Genomic DNA, 13,315 nt, shown 5'->3' on the forward strand with positions numbered 1-13,315 from the left:
TCCTTCTAAATCGAATACTTGACGTTGAAAGAGATGTAATCTCTGTCTGTCATCGCATTTGTTGTTCCTACGCCACCAAAGAAGCTGTTGTAAGAAATATCTGCGCCCCAACGACTTTGATAATCAAAGTTCACACCCAAAGCGACAGATTTTCTGCCTTCGGTGAATAAGAACATTGGATCCGGTGTAATGCCATCAACGTCATGAGAGAAAATCACTCTTGGGTACATGTTCACACCAGCAAACACATTGTTAAAGTCAGCTTTCGCCACTAAACGATAACCCCACGCAAAATCTGTTGGGAATGGATTGGTTTCAGGACCATTATGTAATGCGGCAATAATACCAGTCATTTCTGGGTTACCACCAGAACGAGCGGTTCCTGGACCGTTTAGACGTAATTCGTCAAAACCAGGCATATCATGGATCCACACACCACCGACTTCAGCAAGCATGGTTAGATTATCTAAACCTAATGTCGGGCCGAATAAGTGGGTAAAGGTTACCTGTGCTTGGGTTGTATCGGTAAGTATATACCCCTCAGCGTTTGAGCCAGGCTCCACATTATCCATTTGTGAAATACCATCTAAATCAGGACGAAGACCCGCATTAGCTAGCTGCTGAGGCATCGCTAAGAAAAGTAATTCAACGTCGTCAATTTGCAATGGCTCATCAACACGATGAGAAATTTCACCAGCAACAGAAGTATCGCCTACCAAAGTGTTAAAACTAAAACCATACAACTGGATATCTTCAGGATATACAATTTGCGATTTGGTAAAGGTTTCCATACTTAACAAAAGTTCGCGGTCAATGTTCCCACCACTTTGTGCTAAACGGCCATAATCACGACCAATAGCTTCTGCAGTAAAGTTAGAGGCAGTACCACTAATAATTGGACGACGACTGTGGTAATTCATGTAATAAAAACCAAACTCAGTTTCGCCCAGTTCTGGAGAGTAATAGCCTAATTTAACGCCAAATTGACCATCATCACTAGGATCTGCAGCATCTTGAACCAAAGCAACCTTAGTTGAATAAGCAGTCATGTAAGCGGCATATGCTGAGTTAAACCCAGTAGCGGCTGCAGCTTCATATAAACGTGAATATTCTGAAATAAGGAAATCTTGGTTGATATCTGGATTGGAGTTGAAACCCAATTGCGCATTTTGGTTGTAGCCACCATATCCAGCAAAATCATTGGTTGCAAAGTTTGACCCCGGTGTAGGGATCCAAATTGGCTGCCAATCATACTGATAGAATGCTTCTAGGTTTAAGTTTTCAGATAAACCTAACGATGCCCAAACCATGCCTTGTGGACGGAATGCTTCTTTGAGCTCCGCACCGGGTGCATTAAGAATATTTAAGTCTACAGCATTGATTTCAGCAATGCCGTGAGAAATCAAGGTGCTTTCGCCCCATGAAACGACTTGGTTACCCACGCGAACACTTAATGGGTTAGCACCGTCATTTAAGTCCCAGTTACCGTAAACAAATGCATCTAGTAAGCGAATATCTTTACATTGCACTTCTGATGCTTTGTTATCTTCACAAGGATCGAATTCTTTTCCGGTTAATGGATCGTTAAAGCCATAATCACCATCATTTAATTTGCGATCGTAAAAATACATACCGCGTAAAAAGATACCGTAATTTTCGTACTTCAGTGATAACTCGTGAAGACCTTTAACAATCTCAGAAGTAGTATCACCTTGCGCATACAACAAATTACTTAAGTCATTGTTGCTTGAATAAGAACCAGGCTGAGTCCAAATTTCTGTTGAGGTATATTTGGTTGATCCAAACGCACCACCAAATGCCGAATAACCAGACCAATCGAATTGTGGTTGGTTTACCTTTCCGATTTGATTATTCCAATCGCGGTCTGACACACGCCAACTCGCACCTGCAGTCCAAGTTGAGTCAAATGTACCTCGTACATCACCCCAATCAAAAGAAACGGCTGAGGCTGAAGTGCTCATCCCCAAACATAATGCCGACACCACCCCCAAAGCGAGAGCCGACTTGTTAAATCTTTTTTTAACAATATTCATTTTAGTTCATCTCCGTAACCTGTTGGATTAGTTGTTATAGGAATTTAACCAACATCTTGTTAGCCCACAGGCAACACCATTGTTACAGCATTTAACTATATTGAGCAAGGTCAAAAAAAAGAAAATGTTTAAGAAAATTAACGATGTCGGGGTAAAAACGACAAAATAAAACCAGCCTATATTTGAATTAACACAGACGATATAATTACAGTCATTTAACCATTAACGAAAAAAGTTTATTTTCATAGACTTATATATATTAACGGGGTGCTACTTCACACACCACTAATCAATCAAACGTTTGAAGTAAATACTCTATAATTTATTAAGTGATTTGAAATTCCCATCTTGGTTAAGGACTAATTTGAACTGTCCTTGAATACCTTGAGGAGTTAAATAAGGTCTAAAATACTTACCATTGATGTGCAACACACGACCGTGGTGATCTCTTACTTGCACTTTCTCTGCAAGTCCTTGGTAATATGGTAGAAATGCTTCATAACTTACGTTAAGAGAAAATAATAACTCCATAATTTACTCCATAAAAAGGAGAGCAAGCTCTCCTTTTTAACATACTAAACAGTCTAACTATTCATACTAGATGAATAGTCGTTGACGCTATTATTCGGCCAATGATTTAGTGACTTTTTCATATAAATCTTTCGATAAATCCGGTAAAGCTTTTAACTCTGCTAAACACTGTTTCATTAATTGCTGACGATGTTGATCGAATTTGGCAAACTGAATTAATGGTGTGATCATTCGCGATGCGACTTGTGGATTCGACTTATTCAATTTGACTAAAATTTTAGTCAAATAACGGTAGCCTTCGCCATCAGCACGATGAAATTGATAAGTGTTTGCGGCGGCAAAAGCCCCAATCAATGAACGTACTCGGTTCGGGTTAGAAAAACTAAAACTGCTGTGTTTTGTCAGCGTTTTAATTTGATCTATCACTTCATCGCTATTCACTAACGCTTGTAATGTCAGCCATTTATCCATCACTAATGGCGTTGATTCCCACGTAGACTCAAAGTCACTTAATAACATAGGTAAACAGGCTAGTTTGGCTGTAGCTGCCGCTTTCAAAGCCCCTAAGCTATCAGTCATATTTTTAGCTGAATAATATTGCTTTTCAACTAACGATTCATGAGTATCGGTCACTTGACATAACAATGACAAGGCAATGTTTTTAAATGCACGAGCACCAGCGTTATCTAAAAGTATCAGCTCTCGATAACGTACCAATAATTCATCTTCACAAGCTGATGCAAGTTCTTCAACAACAAACTCTCTGGCTTTGGCCAAAGCATCTAAATCAACACTATCTACCTGCTCAATTAATGCAGAAGCAGTAGGAATAGACAAAATTTCAGCCACTAAAGCTTGGTCTATATTCGCATCTAAAATGACGCCTCTAAATGCTTCAACAACACGAGTATCAACCATCATGACTTGCTGCTTTTGCAACTGAGCAACGTTATTCCAAATGGCTTGGCTCACTAACTGCACAGATGCTTCCCAACGCGCCACTTCGCTAGAAGCATGGCGCATAAGATGCACAAGTTGATCAATGCTAAAATCGTAAACCAATTTAACAGGTGCTGAAAAATCTTGTAGTAAAGATGCTATAGGTGCGCTTTCTAGTCCATCAAACACAAAGGTTTGGTTGGCCTTAGTCACATCTAGCACTTTATTGACTATTGATTGCCCTACACTATCCAACAGCTCAACACTGAACGGAATATGCAAGGTTTGGCCCTTCACACCTTGCGACATCACTTGTTGAGTAACGGTTAAATGGTACTCACCTTTATCCGCATCAAAACGGTCTTTTACCGTCACAACGGGTGTACCAGCTTGGCTATACCAACGACGGAATAAGGTTAAATCTTTACCGCTAGCATCTTGCATAGCATTAACAAAGTCATCGCAGGTTACCGCTTGGCCATCATGACGCTCAAAATAGCACTTCATTCCAGCTTGAAAGCCTTCTTCGCCTAGAATGGTGTGCATCATGCGGATAACTTCAGCGCCTTTATTATATACCGTCACAGTGTAGAAATTATTCATTTCAATTACACTTTCAGGCCGAATAGGATGTGACATTGGACCGGTATCTTCAGCAAACTGTTGATTTTTCATCACTCGAATAGCATGAATTCGGTTAACTGCGCGCGACCCAACATCGGAACTAAATTCTTGATCACGAAATACCGTTAAGCCTTCTTTTAAACTTAACTGAAACCAATCACGACACGTGACTCGGTTACCTGTCCAGTTATGGAAGTACTCATGGCCTACAACCGACTCAATACCATGATAATCTTCATCTGTTGCACTGGCTTTATCAGCGAGCACGTATTTGGTATTAAAGACATTCAAGCCTTTATTTTCCATCGCACCCATATTGAAAAAATCAACTGCAACAATCATATAAATATCAAGATCATATTCAAGACCGAAACGAGTTTCATCCCATTTCATTGATTTCTTCAATGATGCCATAGCGTGATCAGCTTTATGTAAGTTGCCTTTATCAACAAAAACTTGCAGTTTGACTTCACGACCAGTTTGAGTCGTAAAACTGTCATTAAGTAAATCAAAGTCTCCAGCGACTAAGGCAAATAAGTAACTTGGTTTAGGGAATGGATCATGCCATTTGACAAAATGACGACCAGAACGAGGCATCTCCCCTTTATCAATTAAATTGCCGTTACTTAACAAAAATGGAAATGCCTGTTTATCGGCTTCAACGCGCACGGTATAAATAGCCAGAACATCGGGTCTATCTAAGAAATAGGTGATCCGGCGAAATCCTTCTGCTTCACATTGGGTACAATAAGCACCGTCTGACATGTAAAGCCCTTCAAGACTCGAATTTGCCTCAGGGTCAAGCAAAGTGACCACTTCTAATTCAAACTCATTTTGGTCCGTACTAATTATTAATTGGTTGTCGTGTTGACGATAGTTAGCTGCTACACCATTAAGTTTCACTGTACTTAGCGAAAGTTGTTCGCCATCAAGCACTAAATCATGCTGATGCTCACCATTACGGATCACCTTACTGATGGCTGTCACTTTAGTGTTTTTGCCATCCAGAATAACGTTCAAATCAACATGGGTAATGGTGAATGAAGGCTTGGTATAATCTTTTAGGTGTTTTTCTTGCGCTTGGTTCATACATGTTCCTCTTGAACGGTACTAATGCCAATATGATTAAATGGGCGTGGTCTTTATCGAATTGGTACTGTTTTTAGTGATTGTGATTAAGAAAAAACGCGCCTAAGCGCGTTTTTTAACAGTAATAAAAAATTACTTTGAGTTAGTTTTAGCTATTTTTTCTACGTCAGCCATATCGAGGGTGATATAAGCCGTTTCATCTAAAAAGGGATCAGGTAACTTGCTATCATCTGTTTTTTCAATATCGTCTAAAGACTTCACGGCAGCCAAACCTTGATGGATTCGACGTGCGTTTGCTCGGTCTAAAGCACGCTTATCATCGTCTTCACGAGAAGCAATTCGTTCACTCTCAACAAGTGATATTGTTTTGTCTTTATGATGTTTTTTAAACTCAGTAATGTCTTGGTATATATAACTGAACTCTACATCTTTGCTGATACGCTCTTTATGTTTAACATCAAGATTGTTGATCAGCATAGGGTTGATATTCCCTAAAGTAGAGTACTGAGCAACGGGAACCTTATCCCATGGCAGAGCATTCTCTTCCTCTGACTCGCCGTATTCGCCAGCCTCTAAAGCACTTGGAAAACGGACATCAGGCGTAACGCCTTTTAATTGAGTGCTGCCACCATTAATACGGTAAAATTTAGCGATAGTATATTGTACGTGACCAATTGGCTTTTCATACATGTCATAAATACGACCCAAGCTTTTATGTTGCTGAACAGTCCCTTTACCAAAGGTAGACTCACCGACGATAAGTGCACGGTCATAATCTTGTAAAGCCGCAGCAAAAATCTCTGAAGCCGATGCACTATAACGATCAACCATCACCGCCAATGGGCCATTATATGCACTGGCGCCATCATTATCACGATTTTGATTAATGCCACCATTAGCATCACGGATTTGAACAACTGGGCCCATGTCAATAAACAGGCCTGTGAGTAATGTCGCTTCGGTTAATGCTCCACCGCCATTACCACGGAGGTCAATAATAATCCCTTCAACATTGTCTTTTTCAAGTTTAGTGATTTCTTTAGCCACATCTTGTGACAAATTCATATAAAATCCAGGGATTTGAATCACCCCGACTTTACGATTGGCATACTGGCCTTCTTTAGGCTCAACCACTTTTGAGGTCGCGGCACGGTCTTCTAAACGAATTTTATCTCGGGTAATGACCACTTCAAAAGGTTTAGCATTAGCCCCGCCTTTATTCGGTAAAATCTGTAATACGACTTCACTTCCTTTTGGCCCTTTGATCAAATCAACAACATCATCTAAACGCCAACCTATGACATCAACAATGTCACCGGTTTTTTGACCAACACCAACAATTTTATCTTCTGGTGATAATTTCTCGCTATTGGCAGCAGGCCCTCCGGCCACTAAACTTTTGATGACGGTGTAGTCATCATCCATTTGCAACACGGCCCCAATACCCTCAAGACTTAAATTCATTTCCATTTGGAAACGTTCTGCATTACGAGGTGATAAATAACTTGTATGAGGTTCAACACTACGAGCAAACGCATTCATGACTGTTTGAAACACGTCTTCGCTTTGTGTTTGGCTTAAACGCTTAATGGCATTGTTGTAACGCTTCTCGAGCACTTCAACAATTTCAGGCCACTTTTTACCGGTTAATTTAAGATTTAACGCGTCATATTTAACGCGCTGACGCCAAAGTTCATTCACTTCGGCTTCATCTTTTGGCCATTGCGCATCTTTGCGATCAAATTCATACGCATCGCCAGCTTGAGTAAAATCGAACTCTTTATCAAGCAAAGACAACGCATAAGCAAAACGCTCATAACGACGTTTCTGTACTAGGTCGTACATGGTAAATGCAGGGCTAATATCGCCTGATTCAACCATGTTATCAAACTGGTTTTGATATTGACTAAAGCTCGCAATGTCTGCCGCAGTCAGCACATTACGACGATAATCAAGTTGCTCAAGAAAACGGGTATATATTTGCTCAGAGAATGCATCGTCAAGTACAAAACGATGATAATGCGAGCGAGTAAACAAAGTTGTTACTCGCTTGCTAGCCACTTTATGTTGTGGCTCTTGTGCTAGTTTAGGTAACTCGCTGATTTGAATCGTTGGTGAAATTGCCCATGCCGAAAAGCCGACAAATAAACTGGCAATTGACGCGGCCAAGGTAAGTTTTCGCATCAACAAGTACTCCTTAAATTTCTATAATAGTATGTGCTCAGCACGTACTTTGATGGATAAGCCAGAATCTAATTGAACAAGCACATCCTCTTTATTAATATCAGTCACAACACCAGGAACAGGTGTGGCACCTAATTTAACATTAACGCGTTGTTTTTGTTTTAAATCTTCTAGCTTAGCCGGCACAAGTTTAATCACTGGAGCCGCTACCGGTGCAGGACGTTCCTTTTTAACGGCAGGAGCACGTTTAGGTGCCACTTTCTTTGCCGGCTTTTTAGGCGCTAACGCTTGACGTTTTGCTTTAGCTTTATCTTGGCTTTCTTTAAGCGTCAAAATAGCATGGTCAATGTGCTCTTGTTCTAATTCAGCACATTCATTACCGTCAAGATCTATACGTTTAGCACCTGCTTTAACGCCTTTCAAATAGCGCCAGCTGCTTGTGTAACGACGAAGCGCTACACGTAATTGTGTTTTACTGACTTTAGAATCATCAGCTAACCGTTCAGCCAAATCTTGAAACAAACCAATTTTTAATGGCTTCGTTTCACCTTCTGCAATAAAGCATAAAGGAAAGGTTTCATATAAATACGCTAAAATTGCGTTGGTGTCGGTCAACTTGTCTGTTGATTCCATTTTTACTTCCACGTTAATAAAGGGACTGATTATGCGGCATACAATTTGCCTTGCAGTCGTTCATCTTTCGTTAAACCTTACTGTTAAGGCTTAACGTACAAAATATCACTATCCGCCAGTTTGCTAAAGTCATTGAAACAAACCTTAACAATTTAACCAAACTTACTCTCAGCTTAATCATCGCTCATCAGTAAATCCAGCACAAATGCGTATAGCGGCATATTATAAAGCCCGCGACAGCGAATGCGACCATGATTTAATCTAATTTGTTCGCTATTTAACCAAATAGGCAAGTTTCGAAACTTTTTACCATGTTTTCTAAACCAATTTGATCATCTTGATCGAATCGATTCAGTAATGGGCTGTCAATATCTAACACTGCCACAACCTCATTACCCTGCCTAACAGGGATCACGATTTCTGAATTACTGGCAGAATCGCATGCAATGTGGCCATCAAATTGATGAACGTCGGCAACTCGTTGGGTTTTATTTTCTGCTGCGGCAGTGCCACAAACACCTTTGCCGATATTGATACGGGTACAAGCCACTTTACCTTGGAATGGTCCAAGGACTAATTGTTCACCACGCTTAATATAAAAACCTGCCCAATTTAGGTCTTCTAGGTTGTCATTTAGCAACGCTGAAAAATTTGCCATAGCAGCAATCAAATCATCTTCGCCTTCAAGTAAAGCTTGTGCTTGACGATTTAATGTTTGGTAAAATTCGGTTTTCATGTCCATTCCTTAAGCTGACACTCAATCGAAGAATGAGTGATGAATACGACTATTCTGCAGATGTAGTTTTAGCCGTAGTCTTTTTAGTTTTCGCTGTAGGAGCGTTTTTAACCTGTACGATGCCTTTTAGCAAGTTAGAAAGCTCATCTTTATTGTTTGCTAGATAAAATGCCAGCTGTTCGCATTTATTTTCATCAAGTCCGAGGTCTGCCTTAATAAGAAATGGCACTAGGTTATCGGAAATATCGAGCATCTTATCGTAGGCATCAGCCTCTTTCTTCGATATAAATGTCATCTTTTCCACCCCTTCTCTGACCACGACAAATTGGGTTATCACTGCCATGATGTAATCCTCACTGTTTTTATATACAGTGCATAGAATCTCACATAGTTAACTTATGATGCAAGTGTTCTGATTATTCTGATATTATCAAGCACAAGAAAATCGAGATTATTTAACAATTAACTCATTTTTCTGCCAATATAAGGCCAAGCAGAGAGGTTTGACTCTTCGCTACCCAATAATGTGTTTTACTATGGATTAGATTAATTCTTCATGCATGAATTTGATGATCATGATTCTATAATTTTATGCCAATCATGTGATTTGGCAGTGAGAAAACGAGCTTTGCCTTCAAGTGCCCGTGCGCTTTGTCCGCGTTGCCACACGGCGCTCTATGATTCACCTTATTGCTCCATTAATGGCATGCTAGCGTTATGCGTTGCGGCGTTAATTATTTTTATTCCTGCTAATTTATTGCCAGTACTCGAAATCCACTTCCTTGGCAGTGTACGAACCACTACGGTGCTGCAAGCTGCTGTGACGGTTTGGGCCGAAGGATATTGGGTTGTAGGCCTAGCGGTAATGGTTGCTGCAGTTATCGCGCCTGGGTTATTGATTTTGTCAATTATGGCTCAAGTTGTAATTGTAAAATTAAAACTGCACAACTCATTTTGGCAAAGAACCTACACTACATTGTTAAAAAATCATGGTTTGATATCACAAATGACCATGTTAGAAATTTATGTCATCAGTTTTCTCGTGTCGGCCTTTCAGTTATCAGACTTTTCCGATGTGTATTTTGGTATGGGAACATTCAGTTTTACAATGTTGTTTATCATCATCTTATTTTTACAACGTGAATATAATCTAGAACACATGTGGAGTTATGTAGATGCCTAGTACTCCAATTACACCATCCAATGAACATATAGTGGACAGCACTAAGCAAACTGCGAATACCGATAACGAGCCGAAAACTGAGGTTTTACCTCATCTTCAGGGCAAGAAAATGGGCTTATGTTTATGCCCTGTTTGTCGCAAACTTAACGTCACAAGTAACAGTCATTGTCGACGTTGTTTTAGTCAATTAAGTAGCCGTAATTATGCCAGCATCCAACAAAGTTGGGCTTTATTAGTTACCGCGACAATTTTACTTGTTGTCGCCAATATTTACCCTATTACCTTATTAACTAATCGCGGAGTGGTCACCAATGACACCATTTTTAGTGGCATTAGTCATTTAGTCAAAACCGGTATGTTTCCGATTGCTATCATTGTTTTCACTGCCAGTATTTTAGTACCTTGGCTTAAAATTATTGGCTTAGCGACTTACTTGACGGCTATTAGTTTTAACTTACCAATATCAAAAAGAAAATTAATGGTTGGGTTTCACATTATTGAATGGATCGGCCGCTGGTCAATGCTCGATTTATTCGTTATTTCATTAACCGTTGCCTTAGTTAATATGGGGCAATTATTAGACGCAAAACCTGCACCTGCCGCGACAGCATTTGCGTTAGTTATCTTACTAACACAAGTCGCAGCAAAAGTGTTAGATACTCGATTACTTTGGGACCGCTTGGAAAACACTGATGACACAAATTGAATCGCCTAAAATTGTGAAGAAAAAGTTATTCTCGCCAATATGGTTATTACCGGTTGTTGCTTTGATATTAGGTGCCTGGTTAGGGGTCAAAAGCATTAAAGAATCCGGCATTGAAATATTAATACATTTCCCTAGTGCTACGGGTATTGATATCGGCAAAACGTTGGTCAAATACCAAGGATTGACGGTAGGTAAAGTCACTGACATTGGTATTGACGATGATCTAAAAGGGGTAAACGTTAAAGTTATTATGGATTACCGTGCCGACCCTTTCCTCAATAAAAATACCCTTTTTTGGTTAGTAAAACCTAAAGCAAGTATTACCGGAGTTGAAGGGCTCGATACGTTATTTTCTGGTAATTATATTGCCCTTCAACCTGGTGATGGTCGCTCTGCAACCGTATTTGAAGCACAACGTGAAGCGCCTGCGATACTCCCCGGCAGTGAAGGACTGATGATCGAACTAAAATCCCCTAAACTGGGTTCGATTGATGTTGGCTCGCCTGTATTTTACCGTCAAGCACCTGTCGGAAGCATTGTCAGTTATCGCCTCGACGGAAATAAACAAATAATTATCAGCGCATTTGTTCAAGAACAATATGCCCATTTAGTCAATAAAGACTCCCATTTTTGGAATGTATCGGGCTTGAAAATCGATGCTTCTTTAGCGGGGATAAAAGTCAGCACTGAAAGTATCGCGTCTATTTTGGCCGGCGGCATCAGCTTTGATACCGGCAACTACACTGAAAAAGCCCAAAATGGTGATGTTTACAACTTATATGAGGATGAACTCACCGCTATTGGAGGTGTTCATTTTGATTTAACTGCATCTAGCAGTGAAGATGTTAATGAAGGCACCGCCATCACCTACCGCGGTATCGTTATTGGTGAAATAGAAAAAGTAACCTTAACCGACACTGGAGTGAAGCTTATTGCTCGGGTTGAACATCATTACAAAGCATTAATTACCAACGATAGCCAATTTTGGATAAGTGGTGCCGAGTTATCATTAAAAGGTGTCAAAAATATCAGTAGACTGGTTACTGGCAGTGTTATTAATGTCTTACCAGGCACTCAAATAACCGAAGAGGCGATGCAATTTGAATTGGCATCACATGCTCCCGATTTGCTCAGTCAAGACAAACTTAAATTGACGGTAGTTGCCACGACTCACACAGGTGTCAGTAATGGCGCGCAAGTGCGATATAAACAATTGCCTATTGGGCAGATAACCAGTATTGGTTTAAGTAAAGACTTTTCAACTGTTGAATATAACATTGAAATTCAACCAGAGTTTAAGAGTTTGCTGACTAAGGGAAGCTTCTTTGTTCCTGAAAGTGCCATAGCCATTAATGCTTCACTAGAGGGCGTTAATGTTAAAACTCGCGACCTCACTACGATGTTGGAAGGCGCTATTAGCTTAATTCCGGGTAACAGCGAAATGCTGCTTTCGGCTAATAGTACTTTAACACTGCACGAATCAATTGAATCGGCGCAAACGCTTTACGCTCAACAACAGCTGACACCCTTTACTTTAACTAGTATTGATGGTGCCGACTTAGCTGAAGGCTCGCCAATTTATTACAAAAAAATGCAAATAGGCTCAGTGAATAAAGTCAATTGGTTAGCTAAAACGGATAAATTTAATATCGATATCAATATCGACAATAAATTTGTTCCGTTAATTAAGCCGACTACGGTTTTTTGGCGTAATGACGCTGTAGCCATCAATGCCAGTTTAGCCGGTGTCGATATCAATGTTGCACCATTGAAAGGTGCAATAAATGGCAGTATTACCCTTGGACATATAGACGACAGAGTTGATACTGAAAATAATCAACCTAATCTACGATTATATGACAACAAGTCACTCGCACTCATGCAGGCTAAAGTCATCAACCTCACTCTGCCTGTGAGTACTAAAGTGTCAGAAAAAGCGGCTATTCGCTATCAAGGGCATAAAATTGGTGAAGTGTCACAGGTTAAACTAAATCAAGATTTAAACACTCAGAATGCACAAGCTTATATTTATGGCCATTACGTAAACCATTTTAGTGCCAGTGACACTGAATTTTTTATCGTCGATGCACAAATTTCTTTAGCGGGTATTAATGCCCCAGAAACACTATTAACGGGTCCTTATATTGGTGTTATCCCAGGTAACAGCACAGAAATTATTGATAATTTTGTTGCCCAACCTCACTCGAGCTTTGAGGCTACCGTACCTAAAGATGCATTAGCATTCCAATTAGTTGACGATCAACTAGGTTCTATTAAGGTCGGTACACCGCTATTTTTCCGCGGAATTAAAGTCGGACAAATTGATGGATACAGGTTGGATGACTCAGGAATTGAAATTACGTTGTTTGCCCATGTAAATGCTGAATATAGTCACTTAATCAACCAGACTAGCCAGTTTTGGGATGCCTCTGGTATTAAATTAGACGTCGGTTTATTTTCGGGTGCACAGTTAGAAACAGGCTCATTAGAAACGATACTCGCCGGTGGTATAGCATTTGCGACCCAAGATACAACATCAGATAGTAATCGTATCAATGCAACCGAACGTTTCCCATTGCATGAGAATATACAAGATGAATGGGCACAATGGCGACCTACACAAACTAAGTAACCTC

The 13,315-nt window shown here is 40.1% G+C and carries 10 protein-coding genes; 3 read left to right on the plus strand and 7 right to left on the minus strand.

Features of this window, described 5'->3' with window-relative positions:
* Positions 1-5: 5 nt before the first annotated feature.
* The 7 genes from GUY17_RS11890 to GUY17_RS11920 form a co-directional block, all read right to left on the minus strand.
* Positions 6-2,054 carry a DUF1302 domain-containing protein gene (locus GUY17_RS11890; RefSeq protein ID WP_162023283.1) on the minus strand — a complete coding sequence of 683 codons (2,049 nt, stop codon included), beginning with the start codon at positions 2,052-2,054 and terminating at the stop codon, positions 6-8.
* Between the two features lie 315 nt (positions 2,055-2,369).
* Positions 2,370-2,585 carry a DUF2835 domain-containing protein gene (locus GUY17_RS11895; RefSeq protein WP_162023284.1) on the minus strand — a complete coding sequence of 72 codons (216 nt, stop codon included), beginning with the start codon at positions 2,583-2,585 and terminating at the stop codon, positions 2,370-2,372.
* A gap of 90 nt (positions 2,586-2,675) precedes the next feature.
* Positions 2,676-5,237: an aminopeptidase N gene (gene pepN / locus GUY17_RS11900; RefSeq protein WP_162023285.1), complete on the minus strand. Its 2,562-nt coding sequence runs from the start codon at positions 5,235-5,237 to the stop codon at positions 2,676-2,678.
* Positions 5,238-5,369: 132 nt separating this feature from the next.
* On the minus strand, positions 5,370-7,421 hold the full coding sequence (prc, locus tag GUY17_RS11905) for a carboxy terminal-processing peptidase (RefSeq protein WP_162023286.1): 2,052 nt from the start codon (positions 7,419-7,421) through the stop codon (positions 5,370-5,372).
* A 21-nt stretch (positions 7,422-7,442) separates the two neighbouring features.
* A complete protein-coding gene (gene proQ / locus GUY17_RS11910) occupies positions 7,443-8,054 on the minus strand; it encodes an RNA chaperone ProQ (RefSeq protein WP_011637685.1) in 612 nt (203 codons plus the stop codon).
* A gap of 277 nt (positions 8,055-8,331) precedes the next feature.
* The gene (locus GUY17_RS11915) at positions 8,332-8,790 is read right to left on the minus strand and encodes a GAF domain-containing protein (protein ID WP_101086980.1); all 459 of its coding nucleotides are present in this window, start codon (positions 8,788-8,790) and stop codon (positions 8,332-8,334) included.
* A 49-nt stretch (positions 8,791-8,839) separates the two neighbouring features.
* Positions 8,840-9,133: a YebG family protein gene (locus GUY17_RS11920; protein WP_101086979.1), complete on the minus strand. Its 294-nt coding sequence runs from the start codon at positions 9,131-9,133 to the stop codon at positions 8,840-8,842.
* 213 nt (positions 9,134-9,346) lie between these two features.
* On the opposite strand from GUY17_RS11920, the gene GUY17_RS11925 reads away from it, so the two are divergent.
* The 3 genes from GUY17_RS11925 (at position 9,347) to GUY17_RS11935 (ending at position 13,311) form a co-directional block, all read left to right on the plus strand.
* Positions 9,347-9,973 (plus strand): paraquat-inducible protein A, encoded by a 627-nt coding sequence (locus GUY17_RS11925; protein ID WP_011637688.1) that lies wholly within the window; start codon positions 9,347-9,349, stop codon positions 9,971-9,973.
* A gap of 109 nt (positions 9,974-10,082) precedes the next feature.
* On the plus strand, positions 10,083-10,679 hold the full coding sequence (locus tag GUY17_RS11930) for a paraquat-inducible protein A (protein ID WP_162024350.1): 597 nt from the start codon (positions 10,083-10,085) through the stop codon (positions 10,677-10,679).
* Positions 10,666-13,311, plus strand: coding sequence for a PqiB family protein (locus GUY17_RS11935; RefSeq protein ID WP_162023287.1), 2,646 nt, complete (start codon positions 10,666-10,668; stop codon positions 13,309-13,311). Before GUY17_RS11930 ends, GUY17_RS11935 begins: the two co-directional genes overlap by 14 nt.
* Positions 13,312-13,315: the final 4 nt, after the last annotated feature.

This window comes from Shewanella sp. Arc9-LZ (assembly GCF_010092445.1).
Lineage (GTDB): Bacteria > Pseudomonadota > Gammaproteobacteria > Enterobacterales > Shewanellaceae > Shewanella.

Coding starts and splice junctions, on each gene's coding strand:
- GUY17_RS11890 (WP_162023283.1), bottom strand. CDS start 2,054: ATGAATATTGTTAAAAAAAGATTTAACAAGTCGGCTCTCGCTTTGGGG.
- GUY17_RS11895 (WP_162023284.1), bottom strand. CDS start 2,585: ATGGAGTTATTATTTTCTCTTAACGTAAGTTATGAAGCATTTCTACCA.
- pepN (WP_162023285.1), bottom strand. CDS start 5,237: ATGAACCAAGCGCAAGAAAAACACCTAAAAGATTATACCAAGCCTTCA.
- prc (WP_162023286.1), bottom strand. CDS start 7,421: ATGCGAAAACTTACCTTGGCCGCGTCAATTGCCAGTTTATTTGTCGGC.
- proQ (WP_011637685.1), bottom strand. CDS start 8,054: ATGGAATCAACAGACAAGTTGACCGACACCAACGCAATTTTAGCGTAT.
- GUY17_RS11915 (WP_101086980.1), bottom strand. CDS start 8,790: ATGAAAACCGAATTTTACCAAACATTAAATCGTCAAGCACAAGCTTTA.
- GUY17_RS11920 (WP_101086979.1), bottom strand. CDS start 9,133: ATGGCAGTGATAACCCAATTTGTCGTGGTCAGAGAAGGGGTGGAAAAG.
- GUY17_RS11925 (WP_011637688.1), top strand. CDS start 9,347: ATGCATGAATTTGATGATCATGATTCTATAATTTTATGCCAATCATGT.
- GUY17_RS11930 (WP_162024350.1), top strand. CDS start 10,083: ATGGGCTTATGTTTATGCCCTGTTTGTCGCAAACTTAACGTCACAAGT.
- GUY17_RS11935 (WP_162023287.1), top strand. CDS start 10,666: ATGACACAAATTGAATCGCCTAAAATTGTGAAGAAAAAGTTATTCTCG.